Genomic DNA, 24,069 nt, shown 5'->3' with positions numbered 1-24,069 from the left:
GAGCTACTTGAGTTCAGTTTGAACGACTGGCCCGAAAAACCTTGGTCATGGCTGGATGACCTGTGCAAAGATCGAAACTTTGTCGCAGTACCGTTCAAAGGGAAGGTGCTCGCAATCGGATTGATTGATGACATCAAAGAAGCATTCGGCAATCGCATTGAGGACTCTATAAAACGTACACCTGTAACTGACGCTGATCTCACGATCGAAAACGGGACGGTCAATTCGCTGATGCTTCAAGCGCTGCTTCGTATTCTAAGTCAAACCATCGGGATCGAGGCAGACAATCGCAAATTACTTTGGCAGTCGAAGCCAGATCGAGTCAAGCCATTCGCCGGAACTCAGTGTCACATCCATAGAGCAGCGGTTGTGTCACTGCGTTTCTTTGGTGGTCGCAATCAACTTGTTCTCAAGCCGACCGTTATTGTGAAGGACAAAGATGGAAGCGACTTGCCAAAAGAAGTTTCAAGCACGCTGAAGATGGAGGTGCTGGGATATGAACACAATAACAAGTTCAACAAGGCACTCGATCTTTGGCGCGAATCGCTGTTTCCACATAAAGGAACGAACGAATTTGAATTCCCAGCGAACTGTGGTTCTACGTTTCGATTCAGAGTTCGTTCTGCACCGTGTTTCGCCTCGATAGGTACGCGACAGAAGGAGCGGCCGATACAGATCAGTGACGGGATGCGTCCGCACATCAAACAGTTGGGCGTCAAAGTTCCTGAGCCACTCCTGCAATTCTCCAACAAGCAGTCGACGGCTTTTGTAACAGACCCTCATCCGCTACGCGGGTTGGCAAATAATCAGCCATTCGACTTTGGGCTGACGTCTCGCGGACTCATGCCAGCCGTCCGAATCGGCATCGTTTGCCCTACCAAGGAGTCTGCTCAGCTGGCAAGATATTTGCAGCAGGCTAATGTCCGTCAGCAACCGAACAAGTCAGAAGCGGACTACCTTATCGAATATCCCGGATTTCAAAGTGCGTTCGGGTTGCCGGTCGAATTGCCTCAGCACGGAGATGCCGGGTGGTCAATCTGTTCAGAGCCTGCGGATTCTGGGAATGAGTTGAAAACATGTCTGCAAACGGCGCAGCACATAACGCGGTCAATTGATTCACTCGTTGCGGCAAACAAGCCCAATGTCGTCTTGGTTTTCATACCTGAGCGTTGGTCTCGTTTCCGAGTCTACCGGGACGAGCAAGAAGGATTCGACCTGCACGACTTTGTAAAGGCGTATTGCATTCAGAAAGGTATCGCAACTCAATTCCTTGAAGAACACACGCTAGCTAGTCAGCAGCAATGCAGGGTTTGGTGGTGGCTGGCTCTCGCGTTTTATGCTAAGGCAATGCGTACACCATGGGCGCTGGCATCCTTAGACCCGAACGCTGCGTTTGTCGGTCTCGGCTTTACTGTGGATCGGTACGCACCGCATGGTCAACAGACTGTGCTCGGGTGCAGCCATCTCTACAACGCACAAGGACAGGGATTACAGTTCCGGCTGAGCAAAATTGAAAACCCGATAATGCGGAATCGAAATCCGCACATGTCGTACGATGATGCTCGTCAAGTTGCAGAGTCAATTCGGCAGCTGTTTTTTGAGTCACAGTCCCGCTTGCCGCCGCGGGTTGTCCTCCACAAACAGACTCCGTTTCTGCGTGATGAAAAGCAAGGGTTACTCGATGGGCTATCGGGGGTCGACAGCATTGATCTACTTGAAGTGCAGGTTGATTCTGCGCTCCGTTATGTCTCATCAGTTCAGACAACGAAAACCATCAACGGAAAACGTGTTGTGGGATTCGACGAAGACAATTTCCCGGTACGCCGTGGCACAGTCGTCAAGATTGGAAGTCGCCGAGCTCTGGTGTGGTGCCATGGTGTGACAGACTCAGTCAAAAGCGGCTGGAAGTATTTTCAAGGTAAACGGCACATCCCGTCACCGCTGATCGTGAAACGACACGCCGGTGACACGGACTTAGAGACGATCGCGGCGGAGCTACTTGGACTTTCAAAGATGGATTGGAACTCGGCTGACATGTATTCAAAGTTACCTGCCACGATCGACTCGTCCCGTCAAATTGCCCGGATTGGAGCCAAGTTGCAGCGTTTCGGCCCAGTGTCCTACGATTACCGATTGTTTATGTAGACGGCCCGTGACATGAAAATGTTTCCGCAGTGTAAGAAGTCTTAATAGGAATATCGCATGACAGCACACATTTCAGCACGTATCGCATGGCATCAGGATGGATGGAACGGCAGGGTTTGTCAGGACCCGGCCGCCAACGTGTACTGCGTGGGTCGCCATTCGTATCCCGGCGAGTTGATTCGTGAGAAGCGTGACCTTGCCTACGAGAAAGAGAATGCCGGCAAGTGCTGCTCAAAACTCAGCGGCGAAGTGCCGCCGTGCATGTACAGTATCAACGCGTTCGGCGACAAGTCGTTCGACATCCACTCTGACCCGCCAGTGTTCTTCAAAGGCGGTGCCAAACGCGTTAGCTGGAAACTTAAACCGAGCACTGTCTGCATCTGGCCTTACGAAGAAATGTATGGCGACGAGGTCAAGCAGAGCGGGGGGAGCTTCGATTACAACCAGCGACTTCAGAATGCCATAGACTACTTCGCGCAAATCGAGAACGACAAGAGTCTGATTGTTTACTACGCCAATTACAGCAACCCGCTGAATCAGGACGACGATCGCAAGTACCGCGGGGAGCTGTTTGGCACAGAACCGCTCAACGAGGAAATCCAGAAACACATCAAAGGGATTGCGCGAGGAGAACAGCCCGACTTCAATCGTCAACTCGACGGAATCATGCTGTTCGACAAGGTCATTCAAATTACGAATCGTTCGTTGTCGAATCGTGAGCCGGTTTATGGCTACAACCCCGAAACCAAGAAGGCGGAGAGGGTCGAAGTCTTCAATGGGGAATTGGGCTACGTAAAACCCCATGGGTATGATGGTGCAAAGTGGAAATGGGGCGAATTCAACCTTCGACATTTTCAGGTTCAGTTCGAGCACAAAAAGCACTGGGTGGGTTACGGTTCAAAACTCGGGAAAGACAAGGACGACAAGTGGATTCCCGAGTCCAAGGTCGAAAACAATCTTGAACTGGCGTACGCAATCTCCGTCCACAAGTCACAAGGCAGCGAATTCGATCATGTGTACTTCATTGTGCCCAAGCACAAAGACACGCTGCTGTCGCCCGAACTGTTCTACACCGGAATCACGCGAGCCAGCAAACATTGCACGCTGCTGATTCAAGAAGACATCGGGCCATTGCTGAATATGCGGCGCCGAGAACGGTCACATCTCGTTTGCATCAACTCATCAATCTTTGAATTCGCACCGATCCCGGATGTGATGCTGAATGTGCAGGCTTGGTACGAAGAAGGCAAGATTCACGAGACGCTTTCAGAGTTCGTCGTGCGGTCTAAGTCCGAGGTGATCATCACGAACATGCTGGCTGAACGTGAAATTCTGTTCCGCTACGAAGAACCACTCTTTGCCCCGGACGGCACGTTCTATCTTCCTGACTTCACCATCACATTGAACGGCGAGCAGTATTTCTGGGAACACTGGGGCCGACTGGATCAGGACAAGTATCGCAACCACACCGAAACTAAAAAGAAGTGGTACGAAAAACATTTCCCCGGTCGATTGATCGAGACTTTTGAAGGTACGGACGTCACGCCCCAGGCCAACAAAATCATAGCGGAGCACTTTATCGTGTAATCATGGTAGCAACACTGCCCCCAATCAGAACAATTCGTCTTTTAAGTTGCATGATGTCGAGAACATCATCAAATCCCTCCGTCAACGAGACGCCTCGGTTAAGTACCCAAGCGTATAAGAAGCCACCATCAAGTGAGCTCAAGTTCTCAAAGGGCCTAGCGCCGAGCTCTTAATCAAAATGTTGGAGCGACGCATCCAGGACTCGCACACAACTCGTCGCGTCATTCAAATAACTATGAGATTCATCTTTAAGCATTTAAAAAACTGGGAAAGCAATGTCGAACAAAGGATTCATTCCCTCAGCAGCGACCTTCATCAGACAGATTCGTCAGAACCTTTCTGAAGGTCGTTATTCGATCGGTGACACAGGATTTCCGATTATTAAGGAGTTGGTGCAAAACGCAGATGACGCAGGAGCAACCCGGCTGGGCCTTTGCGGAGATTGTGGTTCTATGGCTGGCAATCATGGCAACAACATTCGCGTTCTTCAATAGCTCGAAGATCGCTGGCTGGTTGATGGTGCCGTATGTTATGTGGGTGAGCTTTGCGAGCGCGCTGAACTTTGCGATTTGGCGGTTGAATTCCCTCTGACTTACGATGGTGTGGTCCTTTCGCTCGACTCGCACTCATCTGAGCGATTCATCCACGGGATCAAAGTGCCGATGGTTCACCAGTATGTCGACAAACTCATCCGATTCGTCAACTTCACGCTATGATTGAATTCGGCCTAGTCGAAGACACAACCATATTTAATTCAATCCTTATTATAAAATACGCAACGTATTTATATTTAAGTATTTACAACCTTTAATGGATTCATAATTTTCTCTGTTGTTGCCAATCCTGTTGGGATTCATGGTTAATTGGAGTTAAACAAGATTCGTAAGCATATTTTGGGCAAATGGGTTTTTCTTAAACTTAACAGCTTTTGAAATTCAACCCCTAGATATCAATTGCTGCTCGGATCGCACTAAGTATGAATTCCCAGTTTCTTTAAACAGACAATCATGACCAGATAGAGACCAATCATAACCATGGTTGAAAATGCGAAACTGGTACCGAAGCCCATTCCTTTCTTAAGCAAAAAAGGCAGCATGAGAAAAAAAGATAATGAAGGCAGGACAAGCCAGAATACACTTTTTGAAAGTTCCGAAACCTTCTCTGTACTACCTGTGTCGATATATAACCAGATCATTCCAAGAAAAGAAACCAGTGGCAACGAAGCGAGAATTCCACCCCAAAGCGAGCTACGCTTGGATATCTCCGATACAGCAACTACTAACCCGGCAGTGAGCAGAATTTTGAGAACATAGTACATTATCTACTTTCATCGTATTTAGAGTATTTAAGCACTCGACTGTATCCAAAGGCCACCGCTGCCGTTTTACCGGCGGCGGCGACCTCAATGGAAACCATAATTATCACCAGACAGTTTATTCTTTGAACTCACCCTGAGAAGGTTTTCCATCGACTTCACCAAGAACCGTGCCCTCAAAGTCGGCAACATTACCGATGCCAGGATCTGTGCCGACGAATTTCGTCGCCTTCCCGTCGGTTTCATCCTGCGGTACCAGCTTCACTGTCATGGGGGGAACAACTTTTCCCTCTTCTGTCTTTGTCTCTTTTGTGGTTAGCGTCAGATTTTTTGCTGTAACCGCTACTGGTGTTTTCTCGTCGTTACCTATGAAAAGAATCATGCATTCATGCTTGGGATGATCCACTGTGAATTCGGCGTGATATTTTCCCAGATCAAACACCACCCCGCCATTTGGTCCTGAACCGTGTGGTGCATGTTCTTCGGTGCTGGTAGCTTCATTCTGTTTTTCGGCCTGTTGTGCAGTTTCCGTTTTCGGAGCATCGGTAGTGCCTTTGTCCGAGCAACCGGTGACGAGTAAAGCTGCCAACAGTAAGCCCAGCGATTTTGTGTACATCATTTCGTTTTCCTTTGCATGATAGAAATAGTTTACGTGTATTACATTCTTATACAGATCGCAGCAGTTCTTCATCAGAGCTTTTACTACGGACCAGTCGTTCGGCATCTTTCCCCGAGAATTTCCAGAATAAGCCGGGGTGAATAAAAAATTCGCAAAACGTTGAGGTTACCAAACCTCCTAAAATCACAGTGGCGACAGGGTATAAAATTTCTAACCCTGGTTTATTACCACCCACCACAAGAGGAATCAAAGCAATACCGGCGGTCAAGGCGGTCATCAGGACCGGAGCAAGCCTTTCCAAACTTCCCCGCAGCACCATGTTTTGACTAAACGCTTCCCCTTCTTCATCCATTAAATGAAAGTAGTGTGTCACTAACAGGATGCCGTTTCGCACAGAAATTCCCCCCAGAGATACGAATCCTACCATGCTAGCCACGGTAAGAGTCTGGTTGGTTAATACTAGTGCGAAGACACCACCAATAAAAGCAGTCGGAATGGCATTCAGGATCTGAAACGTGATCCGTGCTGACGGATAAAGCATCATGAGAACAATAAATATTCCAGCGACTGAAACTGCCGCCAGTATTGTAATCAGAAACGTAGCAGACCGTTGAGCTTCAAATTGTCCCCCAAACTCAACAAAGTAACCGGTTGGCAATGCGACCTGATCACGCACCCGTTCTTCAATTTCAGAGACTGCACTGGCGAGGTCACGTCCTGAGACATTACAACGGATTGTTTGACGGCGCCTGACGTTTTCTCGGTTGATCAAATTTGGTCCACTGGCTGAACCTGGGAAGTTGGCCACTTCTCGCAAACGTATTTGCCCCCGCCCATCGGGAAGATCAATACGTAGTTCACCCAGATTATAAGGATCTGAGCGATGCTCTTCGTTGAGTTTAATCACAAGGTCAAAACGTCTCTGACCATCTAAGACTTGCGATACTGCTTCGCCTTTCAACGCAGTCTGTACGAAGTCGGCTATGTATTCCCGACTCAGCCCAAAGAAAGCCAGCTCATCAGGTTTCAGGACTACATGTAACTCATCTACCCGTTCCTGTGGGTCGATAATGGGAGGTGTCACACCAGGTATATCAGTGATCGCATCGCGAACTTCTCCTGCCAACTCGCGCAGCTTGTCGAGGTCGTCTCCATACAGCTTAATCCCGACTTGGGCTTTCACTCCGGACAGCATATGGCTAATCAGGTGAGAAAGGGGTTGTTCCGCTTCAATCCCAACCCCTGGTACATTTGAGCGCAAATCAGAGAGTAGCGTATCCAGAAACTCGTCCCGACCATGGTCTGAGTCTGGGTTCATCGTCAAAATGTATTCACCCACGTTGACTGGCTGAGCATGTTCATCCAGCTCTGCTCGACCTGTCCTGCGAAAAAAGTGCAATACGGGACCATTCGGATTTTCTGCAGACTTCTGCAGTTTGACAAGTTGCGAATCAATCAGTGAGGATGCCTCGTTGGATGCTTTCAGCGACGATCCGCCAGGTAAAGATACATTGATTTGTACGCTTCCCTCATCAAATTTGGGAAGAAAGTCAGCTCCCAACTTTGACAATTCCCAGACACTGTAACCAACGAGTGCCCAGGTCAAAACCAATAGGATGCCTGCCCGCCGCATACTGAATCGAATCAGGAAACTCGCTCCCCATTTCAGCACTCGTAGTAACCGCCCATCCTGATGGGCATGAGTTGCCTTTGCTTGAGGCAGGAGGTAGTAAGAGAGTACCGGTGTGACAGTCAGTGAGACCAGTAAAGAAGCCAGAATTGAAACGATATAGGCAATTCCCAATGGGATAAACAAGCGACCTTCCACACCGGACAAAGCAAATAGAGGCATAAAGGCCAGGACAACGACTGCTGTCCCGAAGACGATGGCAGAGCGGATTTCTCGACTGGCTTCATACACGACCACAATGGCAGGTTTCGGATTGGGATTTAAATTGTTTTCTCCCAGGCGTCGAAAGATATTTTCCACATCCACAATGGCATCATCGACCAGTTCGCCAATGGCAACTGCAATTCCCCCCAGGGTCATTACGTTGATTGATAATTCTGTCCCAGACATGACCCCTACGATGCGAAATACCAGAGTTGTAATCACCAGCGACAATGGAATGGCTGTCAACGTGATGAATGTCGTGCGAAAATTCAGCAGAAACAAGAACAGCACGATCACGACAAGAATGGCTCCTATGACAAGCGCTTCTTCGACGTAGTAAATTCCTCGGTCAATAAAACTCTTGAGCTGAAACAGGCTGGTATTGATCACAATGTCGGCAGGTAGCGTTGATTCTGCATCACTCAAAGCAGCCATCACGTCGTCAGTCAGTTTTCTGGTGTCAGCATGTGGCTGTTTGACAATTGTAATAACCACACCGGCATGTCCATCAATACTGGCATCGCCCCGTTTGGGAGCCGGCCCTTCCACGATTTGTGCCACCTGATATAAAAGTACGGCACGGTCTCCATTCATTTTGACAGGGGCTTTTCGGAGCTCATCCAGGACGTCGCTTGTCAGAGCACCAAGACGACCAATCACCCTCACAGAACGCTCTGTCTGGCCTCCGATTATAAACCCGCCACTGGCATTCAGGTTATTTGACTGGACAGCGGCCTCAACATCCTGAAGTGATACGTTATATTCTTGCAACTTGATGGGATCAACCAGAACCTGATACTGCTTCTCATCACCGCCCATGACAATGACCTCAGCAATGCCAGTCAGCTTCAGTAGTCGCGGTCTGATTAACCAGTCCGCGGTCGTACGCAGATCCATTCGTTCTTCGAGAGGAGTCGGGAAAATAACGTCATAGGACCGTTTATTCCAGACAAATGCCACATCACGCCCAGGGTTTGTCTCATCCCATTTGGGATTCTCGACTTCAATTTTCTTCCACAAGCTGAGATCGTTTCGATTCACCGGATTCCAAACGGTCAGTTCAGGACTTGCTTCATTTCCTGTGCGTTCTGCCAGTAATCCCGTCTGCCCAACCGCAGTCAACTTTCCACCTTGTGGCCCCTTTCTGCGATGAATTCCAACATGCAGAATCTGCCCCATTATGGATGCCTGAGGTGTCATAATCGGACGGATGCCTGGTGGCATCGGTACATTTGCCAGACGCTCTGACACAATCTGTCGAGCGTACCGAGGTTCCGTCTTCCAACTGAACTCGATGTAAATGACATTCATGCCCTGACTGGATTGACTGCGGACATCTTCAACCCCGTTTGCCCCTAGGATCGCTGTTTCTATTGGATAAGTAACCAGCGTTTCGACTTCTTCAGAAGACATGCCAGGACACTCTGTTAGAATCACGACTCGAGGTCGATCAAGATCTGGGAACACATCAATAGGTAAGGTTGTCGTTAAATAACCCCCATAAGCCAGGACAACGACACAGGCGGCAAGCACCAGCGTTCGATGGGTCAGTGAGAGTCGGATGATTGAATTGAGCACGGTATTCCCCTAATTCCCTTCGTCTTCGTTCTTATGGAGACTGCCATCGGCGTGAATGTGGTAGCCTTCTGGTAAGTCGTCTCCTGATGAGGACTTCAACATACGGTTCAACTGTTCGGCAGAACTCTGTACTACAAACGAACCAGGCATGAGCGATCCATCATTCGCGATGACGGTATAGCGTCGGTCTCGTTCCAGTACTCGAACCGCCTTGCGTTGAAACGTATTGACGTTCTGGGTAAAAACAAATGCTTCAGCTCCGTCGCGGGCAACGGCATCCGTGGGAAGTACAAAGACGTTTTCGAGCTTTTCGACCCGGATCAAGATGCGGACTTTATGACCTGGACGAAACCGCCAGAGTATCTGGGTCATTCCATCTTGTTTCACAACTCTAGACTGATTTTCCAACGCCATACGAAACGCAAAGGTACGATTAATGGGATCTATGACATTTGCCAGATATTGAATCCAGAAAGTCTGATTAACGGGAGGCCAGTCTGCGATCGCGTTTTCCTGAAAGTCCACTTCAACTGGCCAACCGGCTTTGACACTTTGTTCAAGAAGTTGTGTTTCGTCTCGAAATGCCCGACCTTCTATTGCCAGCAACTGATGATTTGCCAGCAAACACAACATTTGACCGGTTCTGACTTGTTGGCCTAGATCTATTTTGCATTCCTGAACTTCAAAGGAGGGGGGGGAGTCCAGTTTTACTTCCTCACCTGTCGCCTGCAGCACGACAGAGGTCCCCAATGGTTTGGATTCGCTAGCTTGAGAGGGAACGAGAATATTCAGTTCTTTGACGAAATTACCTGCAGCCACTTCGTTCAACTGATTTTGTGTAAAACTTCGACTAAGCAGTTCCTGACGATACCCTTTGATTGCCACTTTCAGTCGCGTGATTTCACTAGCGACTTCAATGATCCGGGCACCGGGGACTGCTCCTCCTGAAGATTCCAGGCGTTTCTTTTTTGCTTCGGCGAGTTTGATGTCTTGCGTATCTTTAAACAGTTTCGACTGGGTCTGTTGCAAAGACTCGCTAAGGATGCGGATCGTATAGAGCACATCCCCAGGGTGGACTGTGTCGCCTGGAAAATAATTCATTTTGTCGACCACTCCATCTACAGGAGAAACGATCCCTCGATCACTGCGACCGGGTCGATCCACTACCATGCCCGGGACCTGTAGCGTTTTCCAATAGGTCTCAGGCTGTATTGATTTGACCTGCAAGCCCAAATTGGCAATCGCCTGGTCTGATAGAATAATCTGCTCGGAAGCTGCGTTTTTCTTATCGCTTGCTTTGGTTGAAGCAGTAGAAACGTTATCCGATCTGGCGGTTTTGTTTTGTTCTAAAAGCGGCAACCAATTGTCACGCGTGAAATAGCCGGTAGCAATCAATATCGCAACGATCCCGATTGCCAGAATGGGTTTCACTATTTGAAGAAGTTTCTTCATGATTGTTCCTTTTCAGGTAAGGGAGGGACAGGAGCTAAAGGCCACTGATCTTCCAACATCAGTCCTGCAATTTCGCTGGCAGCCAGCCACATCTCGCTCATGGAGCGAATCAATTCCAGATTGGCTTCAGCTACAGATCGTTGTGCTTCCAGTACACGTAGGTACTCAAACTGTCCTCCCTGGTATGCTACCATTGAAAGTTCATAAGTTCGTTGAGCCTTCGGCAAGATTGAAACCTGGTAACGTTCAGCCCGTTCCCGTGCGGAAGCATAAGCTGAATAAGCGATCGCAAGTTGATCCATCAGTTCATTCTGTACACGCTCCGTTTGGTTCATTGCCACATTGATATTTGTTTCGGCAGACAATATGTTTCCCTGATTTTTGTTCCAAAGCGGGAGAGGAACACTAAAACCGATGTCCCAGTCATCGGACCGGTTCTGGCTCTGGCGAGTGTATCCCGTACCCACAGTAATATTGGGGATTGGTTCCACCTTGGCTCGTTGCAAGATCAAGCGGGCATGCTCAACTCCAATTTGTGCTGATCTGATTTCAGGGTGGATACTGAGCACGTAAGTGCTGACCTGATCCAGATTATAATCCTCTAGAGCAAGATCGAGTTCACCTGAAAGATGCTTAATAGGCATGTCCTGAATACCAACACTGGCAGCCAGTTTTCGATACGCCCCTGGCAACGCCTTTCTCGTCGCATCCAGGTCTGCACGATAACGTTCCAAATCAACTTCGAGTTGTATGACATCCAGCTCGGCTGCTTCTTTAGCTTTAACCAGAGCTTTTGAATTATTGACCGATTGCTCTGCAAGCTTTACCAGGTTCGAAAGGATATCTGACCGTTTTTGAAGAGTTAAGGCTTCGAAGTACGCTTGCCGTACTTTCGTAAAGACCTGAAAGCGTTCCGTCATCAAGTTGAGCGAGGCCTGATCCACCCTTTTGAGTGCGGCTGCCTGATCCAAATCCAGTTTGTTGGCTGTGACAAATTCCTGGCCCGCATACGCCGTCCAAATCCCCCCTGGACCGGTCCGGTCACTGATCTCATTACCTGTCACGCTCACAGTCGGGTTCGGATACAATCCAGCCTGAATAGCCCGGCCTCGAGCTGTTTCGATTGCCCAGGATACCTCTGCCAGACGAGGATTACTATCAAGAGTCAGGTCAATCAACTCTGGAAGACCAAGCGTTTGTGTCTCCGTTGGTTTGCTGACCTGAGATGATGTGTCTGTGAGGTTGATTTGTACTAATTCATCGTTTGGGTTCTTCAAATCAGAGTTGATATGTCTGACCTGATGAATGGTTGCTTCCTGGGGAATTTCCCGTTCGGAAGTCGCGTCAGAAATCATTGCTTTACCAGTCGAATATGAGGAGCTGGCACAACTTTCCGTGAACAGACCAATCCCAAGCAGAACCGCAGTAAGTAACGGGCGCATAAAGACCTCCTTCGCATCATGCGAAGATTTGAAAAAATGAACAGAGAGATAGTCCGACCATAAACAAAGGGTCGAATCGACAGAATTCTCCGCAAATCATTCAGGATTTGTCCTGAGAAGAATCGCGAAATTAGTCAACGCCAAAAGCAGAGAGCAGGACGTACCAACCTAATTTTGTGATACTGTCTGCGAAGAGTTCTATGCTTATATTAAATAAGCATGGTGGCGGACAAAGAGCGGGGAACTAGAATCAGGGGGCGCGCAGTCAAATACCGATCGTTCGGTTTCTGTGAGTTGCGGAAATTCAAAAGATGAATTGCATCCGATGATGTCCCATTGAAACAGGACTTTGATTTCCGTCTTAAGAGTTGAACGCGTACCTGAGATCACATCAATACTATTAAGATAGATCGCAGAGGAATCGTGATCAGATGAACTAGTAAACTGTGGAAAGCCCTGATTTTCAGAGCTCTTATGGTGGTCATCCTGGTGGCTGTGTTTATCAGCCTCATAGTGATGAACGTGGCCGTGAGAGTCATCAATGGATGATTTATTCAGATGAATATGCGCGCGTAAATCATGCCCTGCAGGCAGGTTGCTTCCATGAGAGTGGCCGAAGGCAACTGACTGGGTCAGCAGCATCCACGGCATCAGGATTAGGGAGCAAATTCTTCTATTCATACCCATATTTTCGGTAGAAAAACCAATAATGTTTAAGTTATTCTAACGCTCATATCACTAAAGTCCAGACTCACTCATCCAAAACACCCTGTCTACCCCATTTTGATTTAGTCCGATCACATTCCAAGAGTCTTCAAAGTTTCAGCAAAGGCTGATAGATTCATTAAGAAACCTTGAAATTCGTTTTCAGCTCAACTGATTTTATCGTTTTGATATTTCAGGACTTTGCAATTCAGGACTGGCTATTTAAGCGATCTTGATTTTCACGAGATACCGACGAGATATATAGCGAAACTAATCTTGAAACCAGGATTGCAAAATAGAACTGGCTAAAGACAGCCTGAAGATAACAGGCTGTTTGAGCTGGCCCGGATTCAGGAATGATATCTCCATAGCCCAGTGTCGCCATAGTCACGAACGATAAATAAATCAATGGTTGTAAGTTTGAGTTACTTAAAGTGACTGTTTCGGATGTAGAGCTTACCAGGTCATACCGAAATGCAGCTGGATCAATGACTATGATCATTGAGTATAAGTACGCCCAGAACAGTCCAGCCAGCAAATAGAGACAGACCGTCCCGATAATTGTATCCAATGTCACTTGATTGTCATCAAAAACGGCACTGAGTACATGGTAGAAGACAAACGCCAGGAAAATGATCACCAAAATGTTATGGAGGATCGTTAGGGAATCACTGTGAAAAAGAAAACTGCTGACATTCATAGCCAGCATCAGGAATACGATCGTCAGACCAATGCCTAATGTCTTGTGACGCTGACAAATTGAGATAACTGCTGTCAGCAGGACCGCTGAAAACAACAGGCAGAAGAAAATCACAGAGACTCTACTGCTACCTGTAAAGGCTGTTCCTATCAGTAATGTCAGTATAGAGCAAAGTAAATATGAGAACTTACCAAATCGATAGTGTACTTCCCGGTCAATTGCTTGGTTCGTCATTGTCGTTCCCATGATCCGCTGATTCATACTGATGCGGCAGGCTCTCTAAGTAGCCTGAGACTTGTCTGGAATGACATACACAATTGTCGTAGCAGGTATAGGTTAGTGGAGGAGGATCACAGTACTGGCAGTCGATCTCACAATTAGAATAGCTGTGGTAAGTCGAGGCGCAACCTGTCATCATGATCGCTCCCAGCGTTGCGAACCAGCGCATCCACTTTTGAGCGTTATCCATCTTAAGCTCCTTCAATAGCAACCTCGTATATTTCGATTGCAGTAAAAACTTGTCTATTATGGTTCTACAGGTAAAGGTAAATTATCTAAAGCTTCAGGTGCTGCCGGTATGGGTTGCAAAGCCTGGGTATCAATTCCACCAATGACTCGTTCTAATTCTGCCAGCGATTGTCCTAATGAAGCTTCGAGCCGCAGGTAACTCACCTCAAACCGCAGCAATTCTCTCCAGTTATCCACCAACTGTAAAAAGTCGACTTCTCCGGTGTTATAGGCCTGGCTGGAGACTTCCAGTGTCTGGCGGGCTTTGGGGAGAATATCTTCACTGAACAGAGTTAACAGATCCTGCTGGCTTTTGGCTTGAGCAAATAGGTCCGCGACTTCTTCAAGTGTTTCGTCTTTCAATGAATCATAAGTTCGGGCCGTTGATACTGCTTTTGCCTCTGCGGAGCGAACTGCTGAATCCAACTTTTTTCTGTAAACCGGCAGGTTAATTCCTGCCGTGATTAAAAATGAATCGTTTCCGTTGGCAACAGGACTGACACCGGTAGATCCGACATCGATCCAGGTGGCCCCCAAAGTGACATCCGGTTTATACGCAAGGCGCGCCAAGTTTAGAGCTTGCCTGTCTTTTTCGAGTGTTGCTAATTGTGCATGCAACTCAGGACGAGAGGCTATCGCCTGACGTTGCAGCCAGTCTAAGTCGGCAGGTAGAGATCCCGGTTCGATATGTTCGAGTGCCAGTAATTTTGTCTGAGGTGAAATATGCAACAAACGAGCAAGTTTTGCCTGACCACTCACTAGCTTTTGTTCCAGACGAATCAATTCATTTTCGACATTCGAGATTTCCAGTTCAGCACGCAACAAGTCCTGCTGACTGACTTTTCCTGTCTTGTAACGTACGTTAGCTACGTCACGAATCTCGACTAATAATTGTTTATCTGCCTCAGTTACATTAATAGTCTGCTGAATAAAATAGAGTTCGTAATAGGCTCGTTTTACTTTAGCAACTGTGGCTAGTTCGACTGCTGCCAGTTGGGCTCTTGTCTCGTTTGTCTGTGATTCAGCCAGTTCTCCCTGTGCATTCAGTTTCCCGCGAGCTGGGAACTTCTGTGATATATTCAAGGCAAACTCCTGAGGGCCAGCAGCGGTCTGGACCTGTTCCGGATAAAACGTCATCCCCAGATTTGGGTCTTGCAAGCTTGAAGCAACAGGGACTTGATAAGCATTGGCTTCGACACGTTTTCGGGCAGCCTGGATATCCGGGTTTTGAGATAATGCGTACTGAATATATTCTTCAACCGAATGGGGCCCCTCCAAATCAGCAGCGACTGGATTGACTGTCTCTTGAGTCGGCGAGTATGCGGCTTGATGAACAGCCTGGGAAACTTGAGCGTACCCGGGGTCGTGGATCTGCTGCGCAGATTTACAACCGTTCAATAGTAGAAACAAGCTTAAAAAATGAACTGTATACTTCATGGCCATCCTTGGCCTCCCCCCGTGTTATGATCGATAACGACACATATTAGTTGTCATCGGTAAATTTGATTTGACCGAAACAGAGATTACTACTAAATCTTCAGTGAACCGAATTCGCACGTAACGATATTTCGGATTAGGTAATATCCAGTTCTGTTTACTGAGGGACTGACTGAACTTCCTCGTAAACTGTGGATGCCTGATGCTCAGAATTTTTCAGATGTGGAACCAATTCACATTTTAGCGCCAACAATGTCAGGTCATCATTCGGCGAAGAATTACAACGCCACTCAGCTATCACTTCATTGATTTTCATGATAGCGACAATGAGCGGCCTCTCATTCACTAGAGAGAACCAGGATGTTAATCGTGCTAACCCGAAGAGATCGCCTTTAGAGTTGGCAGATTCTGTCACGCCATCACTGAAGAGTAAGATCCGATCGCCCGGTGACAGAACGGTGTCTAATTGTTCCCATTCGGCATTTGCATCTAGTCCAATTAATAACCCCGTGCTTTTAAGGGAATCGAGTGATCCGGAATCTCTTATCAGAATCCCAGGAAGATGACCTGCACTGACCCATGATAAGGCACGCGATTCAGGTTTCCAACGTGCAAGAAACATTGAAGCAAAATTGCCTGGTAGGATCGTTGCCGCAAACTGACGATTTACTTCTTTTATTATCCGGATCAGATCGAATGGGGATTTTTCTGAAGCGGCCAATAGTAGTGATTTCAACATCGCTGCTCCCATCGCGGCTGGAACACCGTGACCACTTACATCAGCTATGCAAATTAACCATGATCCGTCCGATAGTGGTAAAAAATCGTAGTAATCTCCAGCAACGCTGTCCGCCGGTTCAAAAATGTGTGCTGTTTCAAGACCCGGAATCTGAACACCTTGGGGTAGTAAATACTGTTGTATCTTTCGTGCCTTCTCCATCTGATAACGACGGTCGCGGTCATTATCATTTAGTGACATACTCATGGAATTGATGGCCGTTGATAGCTGATTGATTTCACTACTGGAGAATGACGGGGCGACAGCCCCTAATTGTCCGGAAGTTATATTTTCGACTGTCTTCAACAATTGACTTAATGGCCTACCCACAATCTTTAAGAGCACGTAATTGACGATGCCAGCAGCCAACAATCCTAATATTCCCAGAACGGCAAGCTGAATTAGAACCTTCTTTCGTATCGCACGGCGCACATTTTTTAATGTTTCAATTACAAATACACTTGCTTCTTCACCAGACTGATGTCCGACGACAAGCTGGTGTTGACTGAATTCGTTCCATTGAATCGATTGTGGTTTTGAAAAATCGTATTGAGATAATATTGATCTGCTCTCAGGAGAAGAATTTCCAGCTTTCAGGTAAGTGCCATGCATGCTAACTATGATTTGATGACCGGGAGAAGCCGACTTTCGCATCTCCGAGCAGACTCTATCAATATACCCCTGGACGTCACCATGACTATGATCTTGTATCAAATGTGAAACGGCGGACTGAATCGCAATAGATTCATCATTCAAGCCGGTTCGCATTTGATCTGTCGCATTTTGCATCTCCCTATGATATTGCAATATCAAGAGACAAATTAGTGCGATACTGAGTGTGATATTAACGGACAGCAGTAACTGAAACCTGATCGTTCGAGGTTTATTCTTAATGGCAGTTATTCTGGTAAATAATGCTGACATGATGTTAAATATTCTTCATTCGATGATGAAATTAGACAGCAGAATAAAAATGCTAAAAGTTGAATTTGTTATATGTGCTTTTACAAAAGAATCCATGGAACACCTGAGCGTCGTTTGTTAGCGCAACATTCAATCACTCAGGTGTTCCAACTCAGGAGTCGACCTGAAATAAGTAACGTATTCTTAAGCCTGCAAAGATTGCTTCTCTCACTTACGTAATGTCGCGGCATACAATTCGTCGACCTTGCTCAGATAGGTTTCCGGATCTGCAGCGATCTTTTTGGTACAAGGAGGGCAACAGACATAAACTATCCGCCCGTCTACAATGGTCCATTTCGGTTTCTGTGGCAGCTCTTTTTTCATCACCGGGCACATGTGCTGTGCTTTTGCAAAATTGCCATGAATTGTCGACCAGTGCTGAGGGTCGACCTTGCTTTTTAAGCAGCCTTTACAACACAGGTAAACAGATTCTTTACCGACATTGACTTTGATTGGCTGACCATGATTACCCAGTTTCTGTCCCGAGACCGGACAAATCTGCTGGGCCTTGATACGTAACTGATCGCGTTGACTTAGCTTTCCATCGGCCTGTAGTTGTTGTGCCTCTAACAGGTTCTGCCCACAGACTACGGTTCCTGCTACGACAGCCAGTGCAAAAATCATTTTGATACATTTCATAATATTCTCCTTAAAACTAAAAAACGAATTCAGACCCGACTAGGAAACGGGCCCGGTAAGTGCTGGATCGAACGACGAATTCTGCGATCCAGACTGTTGTTGATCCTGACAGAGCACGTGTCCCTGCAGCCCCACTCTAATTTTGAATTCCAGGTATGCACAATAGATGGTAGGGACGATGAATGTAGTGAAAGGTTCGACCAGCATGCCACCCAGCACAGGCAGTGCCATCGCGCGGGCCACATCTGCCCCGCGCCCCTGCGAAATCAATACTGGCAGCAGGGCAAAAATCGTGGTCAACGTCGTCATTACACAAGGGCGAATGCGTTTCAGCCCTGCTTCATAGATGGCTTCGCGTAAGTCAGCGATGCTGGTAACCGAACGGCGTTTCAGTGTCTGCTGAATGTAGGTAGCCATCACCACGCCATCGTCAACCGCAATACCAAACAGAGCGATAAATCCGACCCAAACTGCGGTATTCATATCCACGCCCATCCATGCTACAGCAATCATTCCACCGGCAAAGGCCACCGGAATCCCCGAAAAGACGATCGCCGCGATGGCCAGATCTTGAAAACTCAAATAGATAATCAACAGATTAACCAGCAGTACTGTGGGAATGATCCACATCAGTCGCCGGTTGGCTTCGATCTGGTTCTGAAACGACCCCACAGCCTGTAACTCGAAATTTCCATCGGGAAAGGTCAGTGTCCCGTTTTCCCGAGCAGCCCGTAATGCAGACATCACCTCATCAACGGTTTCCAGATCCCCAGAAGCACCTGAAGGAGAGAATGCGACGTGGGCAACGAGACGGGCATCTTCGCTGTTAATCGCCCCTGGCCCCCAGGTCGTAGTAACGTCTGCCAGACGTTCCAGGGGCACAATATCTCCGCCGTGTGTCACCACGGATACCTGACGTAAATCATCCAGATCCTTGCGGACGCTCCGTTCAAAACGGACCTGTATCGGGTAGCGTTCGCGACCTTCCACTGTCGTAGTGACATCGATTCCTCCTAACCCGGCAGACACGATCTGATTTACCATCATCGTCGTCATGCCATAGCGGGCGGCTTCTTCCCGGTCGACTTCGAATTCATAGTAAGGCTTGCCCATCACAATGTCGGGATTGACGGTTCCCGCGTTGACATAATGGTTCTGCTTCAGGTTTTTTGCGACTGCCAGCGATGCTTTTGACAAGCCCTCCAAATCGTCGCCGTAAACCCGAATCGCCATTGAGGCCTTGATGCCGCTCTGCAGCATGACGACACGTCCTTCGATCGGCTGCAGAGGTGAAGCCGGTGTTACCCCCGGCAGGGTAGCCACTTTGTTGATTTCGTCCCAGATCTGTCTTGCGGTTATCCCTTCCCGCCATTCGGCGCGGGGCTTGAGCATGACATAAGTTTCGACCATTGCCGCTGGTGCCGGGTCGAGTGCAGATTCCGCGCGACCAATTTTACCCAGTACATTTTGCACTTCCGGGATCTCTTTGATCAACGTATCCTGGGCCTGCAAGATCTCCATCGTCTGAGAGAAACTGGCAGCTGGATACAGGCTGGGCATATAGAACCAGCTGCCTTCATCCAGGGCAATCCAGTCATCCGACTTCAGTCCCGTAAAAAAGTGTTTCGCATCCACATAGCCGGGCACCTCGTTAAGGTCTGCTCCGAGTAGCGAGACGACCTGTTCCAGGGGACGTAACACCGTCGGCAAGCCCAACCAGGCGCCTGCCCCCAGAACCATGATCATCGCGGGGATAGAGAGCATCAGCAGCTTATGCCGTAGCGCCATCCTGAGCCGGCCCGCATACAGAAACCGCACAAAACGACTGGCGGGATTCTCTTCCATGGAACGAATTTTCTCGCACGTTACCCACCAGCCCAGCAGAAAACCGGCTACCGCAGCAAAGACAGTTGCCGCATACAGGGTCAACGACGACCCTTCGGCGATGTGGTCTCCCCAGACAAACCAACAGAGGGCGGCTGTGAGACAGCCTACGCCCGCGCCTGCCGCCAGTTGTCCCCAGCGGGGGATTTGCGAACTGCGGAGAAAGATCCGACAGAGCATCGGCAGCACGATCACCGCTACAATCAGGCTGGACACCAGCGCGAACGTCTTAGTCCAGGCAAGTGGAGCGAACAGTCTATGATCACGGCCGGTCAGAAAAAAGACGGGTAGAAAGCTGATGATCGTCGTACTGACGGCGGTGATTACGGCGGGGATCACCTCAGCGGCTGAATCACGGATGACGGTCAGCCGCTGCTGGGGACCACCCGCAGAACCGTTGGCTTCCCAGTCGGACAGGCTGCCATAGATGTTTTCCAGAATGATAATCCCCATATCGACCATCGTGCCGATCGCAATCGCGATACCTGCCAGCGACATGATATTGGCATCGACACCAAAAGTTTTCATGGCAATGAACGACATCAGCACCGCCATGGGCAGTGTGATGGCAATAATGATGCTGGCGCGGATGTGCAGCAGAAACAGAACCATAACCGCGATGGTGATGATCGTTTCATGAATTAACGCTTCGGTCAGCGTGGAAACCGTCTCGTCGATCAAGACACTCCGATCGTAGACGCCATGTATTTTTATTCCACCCAACTCCGTCTCCAGAGAATCAATTTTGGACTGAACACGCTCGATCACTTTACGGGGGTTCTCACCATAGCGCATCACCACCACCCCCCCCACGGATTCATGTCCATTAAAATCCAGGGCACCGCGTCGGAAGGCAGGACCGGTCTGGACCTGGGCTACGTCGCTGATACGAATCGGCACGCCTTTGCTGACGGTGATCACCGTACTGTTGATCTGTTCGATGGTTTCCTGTTCCGTTTTATCCGCACCGATAAAACCCTTGCCGCGAACAATGAATTCCATCCCGCCCGTCTCGACGGTCTTGGCGCCGACGTCGATGTTTGATGCCTTGACCGAATCAATTACCTTGCTGAGCGGGATGTTATGGTAGCGGAGTTCATCCGGGTCAACTTCGATCTGATACTGTTTCACATAGCCGCCAATCGAAGCCACCTCTGCCACACCGTCTACTGACTGGAGCGCGTACTTAATAAAGAAGTCCTGCTTCGATCTCAACTCAGCCAGATCCATATCTTTTGGCGGCTCAAGCACATAGTAGAATATTTGTCCTAAAGCAGTGGCATCTGGTGCGAGTGTTGGAACCACACCCTCCGGTAGAGAACCGTTGACTGTAGTCAGTTGTTCTGCCACACGAGAACGGGCCCAGTAGAAATCGACATCATCGTCAAACGTAACCTGCACGAAGCTAAAGCCGAACATGCTTTTGCCACGGACACTTTTGGAACCCGGTACCGCCTGTAACGCAATCGAAAGTGGATATGTAATCTGGTCTTCCACATCTTTCGGAGACCGTCCGGCCCATTCAGTGAGCACGATTACCTGGTTTTCGCCCACATTGGGAATCGCATCGATGGGAACCTGTTGCGCCGAGTACCAGCCATAACCGAGCAGAGCAACGGACAGTAGTACAATCAGGAGTCGTTGACGGAGGCAAAAATCGAGTACGCTGTGAATCATTGTCGAGCCTTCTTATTCTGTCCGGCGGCTGTTTGTGGTGTGACGGGCCGTGGTGGTTTCAGTTTCAAAGATTCGTGTTCTATTTCCATGTCCATAGGCATATCAATTGGGGGCAGGCTGTCGTCAAATTCCATGATTTCAGGCATATCCAGGGGGGGGAGTTCCATATCATTCCCTGAGTCGAACTGATTCTTCGATGCATCTGCAGTTTTGATTATTTCCAGATATTTCTGAGGATGTTCCAAAAGACTTTCGCGGCAGCCTTCACAACAGATGAAAACAGTTTCTCCATTCACGTCTACTTTGGGAGGTGCGCCCATCGAACCTAGATACATCATGGTTACCGGACAAATCCGTTGATTTTCGACCAGTTTTTGGTCTGTTTTAGGGAGTTTCGAAAGCGTGGCCAACATCGTTTCCGACAGGCCTTCATCCGGCAGCGGTTCGGCCCGAGTCGGATCAATCAGAGAAGGATTACCCGCCAACTGCATCTGCGAATCGATCAGGAAGTTCCCCCTGGTCGCCACCTGTTCCCCTTGTGTCACCCCTTTCAGGATCACGATCTGCTCACCACAGATCGGACCGAGTACGACGTTGCGTATCTCAAAGCGACCTGGCTTGGTTTCGACATAGAGCACACTGTGTTCGCCCGCCATCAGAACCGCATCGCGGGGCACTGTGAGCGCTTCACTCTCAGCAAATGACTGCGACACATAACCATACTGCGACGTGGGAACCAGATCTTGGCCTGACAGAGGGCACTTACCGGAGGCTTTGGCGATAATATGAGGATGTCGCGGACAAATCCAACAATCCGCTAACTCGGAATCATAGATGCCGCTTGACTTTGCTTTGCTTCCCGCAGGAAGGGAGATCGTCGCGCGTGCATAATCTCCGACGCGTAACTGTCCTTGTAGATTCGGTATCACAATCCGCACACCCACCGTACGAGTCTGGGGATCGACCTGAGGATCGATAAACGCCACACGGCCGGAAATGGTCTCATCGGGCTGAGACTGGATAATCGCCTCGACTTTCTGTCCGTAACGGATCGCTGCAGCATCTTCAGGAAACAGCTCGAGCATCAGCCACAACTGCGAAAGATCGGCCAACTGATAGATGACCTGACCTTCTTTGACATACTGGCCTTCGATGGCCTGTTTTTTGATCACCGTTCCACTGATGGGGGCACATAAATGCATTCGGCTATTAGCAGTGCCCGTTTTTTCGATTTCGTCGATCTGTGACATTGTCATGCCAAGTTCGACTAACCTCTGTTTCGAACTCTGATAGAGATTTTCGTTAGTCTGGATCACCCGCTGAAGTGTGGCAGAGCGACTGTGCTTTAACGCTTTTTTTGCCAGAAGCAGCTCGACCTGACTCGAATAAAGCAGGGGCGAGTAAATATATGCCAGATGATCTCCCTGTTTGACTTCGACACCGGTGAAGTCGGCATAGAGTCGTTCAATACGACCGTCCACATAGGCAGACAGTGTTTTAAGGTTGCCTTCGTCATAGCCCAATTCACCCACGGAATGGATTGTATGAGTCAGAGGGAGTGATTGGACCGTTGCGGTTTGAATATTGGCAATCCGTCTGGCAGCGGGATCAATGTGGACTGCGCGGGGATCTGAGTTCGAGCCATCGGAAGTCGCGGGCACAAGCTCCATTGCACACACCGGACACCGGCCGGGTTCTGATTGAGGCGGGGTGCACATCATCGGACAAATATATTTGATGGCTTTGCTGAGAGCAGAACCGTGACTATGGCCTCCTCCGCCTGCAGTAATAAATCCCATCTGCTGGGCGACTCCCAGTCCGGCGATCAACAGTGCCCCACACAGCAGAAACAGTGCTGGTTGTACCAGTAGTCGAATCCACCAATGGCGTGTCTCCTGTTTGCGCTGAGAGGCTGCATTATCTACAGCGCAGATCTCACTTTTATTAGAATTATTCATACCAACCTCAACAGAATTGTTTCAGCCAACTGTAATCTCTTAGGAAAATGGGGTCTGTCCGTTTTACTTTGGCCAGGGATTGATGAATCGAAAACGCATCAACTCTGGAGCGTGTTAATACAACTGTAAAACAGGGGCAAACTGCGCGCACAAAGACAGCAAAGGCGTGAGATCAGATCAGCCAGCGGCAAAGAATCTCTTGCTGGCGAGGAATGGGCCGAAATGAGAATGGCAGGGTGTCAAACGTAGCGTCTGCTTGCGATTGTTTCATGCAGACAGCAAACGTGACGACCAGTGCGGCTGCGCGCCGGGATGATTCACGTTCATGTGAACTACGATTTTCATCCGGAGCGGCAGGAAGTTCCTTCTCGACTGAACATCGGCATTGCAGCTGATGAGATGATTGAGAGCAGCAACTGTATTCCGCTTCAATCAAGGGTAAGCAGCAGCACGCTTCAGTACCACAATGACTACCAGCCTGCGCTAACGGAACAATTCCCCCGAAGAGAGTTGCTGCCACCAGCACACAGGAAGTCAATGAGTGAATAGAAAACGGAAACATCGCTACACCAGTCAAAAGGAAAGTCTCATTTGTTTTAAGGCCCAGACTTACGACAGTCAAGTCTGAATTCTGTTCACGCTAAGCTGAGCAATTCTCATGGTCTACCCTAATACTGGATTTTTAAAGACTTTGCATCGTTTAATGCGATCAGAAATTTGTTACTGATTGCGAAACGATAGCGCAGGGAAAAAAAACAGACGTGTGAGCAGCGCGTAAAGATATTGCTA

At 48.6% G+C, this 24,069-nt stretch carries 14 protein-coding genes; 2 read left to right on the top strand and 12 right to left on the bottom strand.

The window, feature by feature from the left end; translation table 11 throughout:
* Positions 1 to 2,202: 2,202 nt before the first annotated feature.
* Both HG66A1_RS18530 and HG66A1_RS18525 read left to right on the top strand, forming a co-directional pair.
* The gene (locus tag HG66A1_RS18530; protein ID WP_145187225.1) at positions 2,203 to 3,732 is read left to right on the top strand and encodes an ATP-dependent RecD-like DNA helicase; all 1,530 of its coding nucleotides are present in this window, start codon (positions 2,203 to 2,205) and stop codon (positions 3,730 to 3,732) included.
* A gap of 405 nt (positions 3,733 to 4,137) precedes the next feature.
* Positions 4,138 to 4,323 (top strand): TspO/MBR family protein, encoded by a 186-nt coding sequence (locus tag HG66A1_RS18525; protein ID WP_145187222.1) that lies wholly within the window; start codon positions 4,138 to 4,140, stop codon positions 4,321 to 4,323.
* A gap of 379 nt (positions 4,324 to 4,702) precedes the next feature.
* On the opposite strand, the gene HG66A1_RS18520 is transcribed toward HG66A1_RS18525, so the two are convergent.
* The 12 genes from HG66A1_RS18520 to HG66A1_RS18465 form a co-directional block, all read right to left on the bottom strand.
* The gene (locus HG66A1_RS18520; protein WP_145187219.1) at positions 4,703 to 5,050 is read right to left on the bottom strand and encodes a DUF3147 family protein; all 348 of its coding nucleotides are present in this window, start codon (positions 5,048 to 5,050) and stop codon (positions 4,703 to 4,705) included.
* A 115-nt stretch (positions 5,051 to 5,165) separates the two neighbouring features.
* Positions 5,166 to 5,666: a hypothetical protein gene (locus HG66A1_RS18515; protein ID WP_145187216.1), complete on the bottom strand. Its 501-nt coding sequence runs from the start codon at positions 5,664 to 5,666 to the stop codon at positions 5,166 to 5,168.
* Positions 5,667 to 5,712: 46 nt separating this feature from the next.
* Positions 5,713 to 9,138, bottom strand: coding sequence for an efflux RND transporter permease subunit (locus HG66A1_RS18510; RefSeq protein ID WP_145187213.1), 3,426 nt, complete (start codon positions 9,136 to 9,138; stop codon positions 5,713 to 5,715).
* Between the two features lie 9 nt (positions 9,139 to 9,147).
* On the bottom strand, positions 9,148 to 10,590 hold the full coding sequence (locus HG66A1_RS18505; protein ID WP_232106612.1) for an efflux RND transporter periplasmic adaptor subunit: 1,443 nt from the start codon (positions 10,588 to 10,590) through the stop codon (positions 9,148 to 9,150).
* Positions 10,587 to 12,032, bottom strand: coding sequence for a TolC family protein (locus tag HG66A1_RS18500; protein WP_145187210.1), 1,446 nt, complete (start codon positions 12,030 to 12,032; stop codon positions 10,587 to 10,589). The genes HG66A1_RS18505 and HG66A1_RS18500 overlap by 4 nt, the downstream gene beginning before the upstream one ends.
* 204 nt (positions 12,033 to 12,236) lie before the next feature.
* Complete coding sequence (locus tag HG66A1_RS18495) at positions 12,237 to 12,674, bottom strand: hypothetical protein (RefSeq protein ID WP_145187208.1); 438 nt, start codon at positions 12,672 to 12,674, stop codon at positions 12,237 to 12,239.
* A 271-nt stretch (positions 12,675 to 12,945) separates the two neighbouring features.
* A complete protein-coding gene (locus HG66A1_RS18490) occupies positions 12,946 to 13,671 on the bottom strand; it encodes an ion channel (protein ID WP_197996666.1) in 726 nt (241 codons plus the stop codon).
* A 291-nt stretch (positions 13,672 to 13,962) separates the two neighbouring features.
* Positions 13,963 to 15,387, bottom strand: coding sequence for a TolC family protein (locus tag HG66A1_RS18485; RefSeq protein WP_145187202.1), 1,425 nt, complete (start codon positions 15,385 to 15,387; stop codon positions 13,963 to 13,965).
* 151 nt (positions 15,388 to 15,538) lie between these two features.
* A complete protein-coding gene (locus HG66A1_RS18480) occupies positions 15,539 to 17,083 on the bottom strand; it encodes a PP2C family protein-serine/threonine phosphatase (protein WP_145187199.1) in 1,545 nt (514 codons plus the stop codon).
* 207 nt (positions 17,084 to 17,290) lie between these two features.
* The gene (locus HG66A1_RS18475) at positions 17,291 to 17,761 is read right to left on the bottom strand and encodes a hypothetical protein (protein ID WP_145187196.1); all 471 of its coding nucleotides are present in this window, start codon (positions 17,759 to 17,761) and stop codon (positions 17,291 to 17,293) included.
* Positions 17,762 to 17,800: 39 nt separating this feature from the next.
* Positions 17,801 to 21,322 (bottom strand): efflux RND transporter permease subunit, encoded by a 3,522-nt coding sequence (locus tag HG66A1_RS18470; RefSeq protein WP_145187194.1) that lies wholly within the window; start codon positions 21,320 to 21,322, stop codon positions 17,801 to 17,803.
* A complete protein-coding gene (locus tag HG66A1_RS18465) occupies positions 21,319 to 23,280 on the bottom strand; it encodes an efflux RND transporter periplasmic adaptor subunit (protein ID WP_145187191.1) in 1,962 nt (653 codons plus the stop codon). Before HG66A1_RS18465 ends, HG66A1_RS18470 begins: the two co-directional genes overlap by 4 nt.
* Positions 23,281 to 24,069 lie beyond the last annotated feature (789 nt).

The organism is Gimesia chilikensis (assembly GCF_007744075.1).
GTDB classification, from domain to species: Bacteria; Planctomycetota; Planctomycetia; order Planctomycetales; family Planctomycetaceae; genus Gimesia; species Gimesia chilikensis_A.
This window is presented reverse-complemented; position numbering and strand designations above follow the sequence as displayed.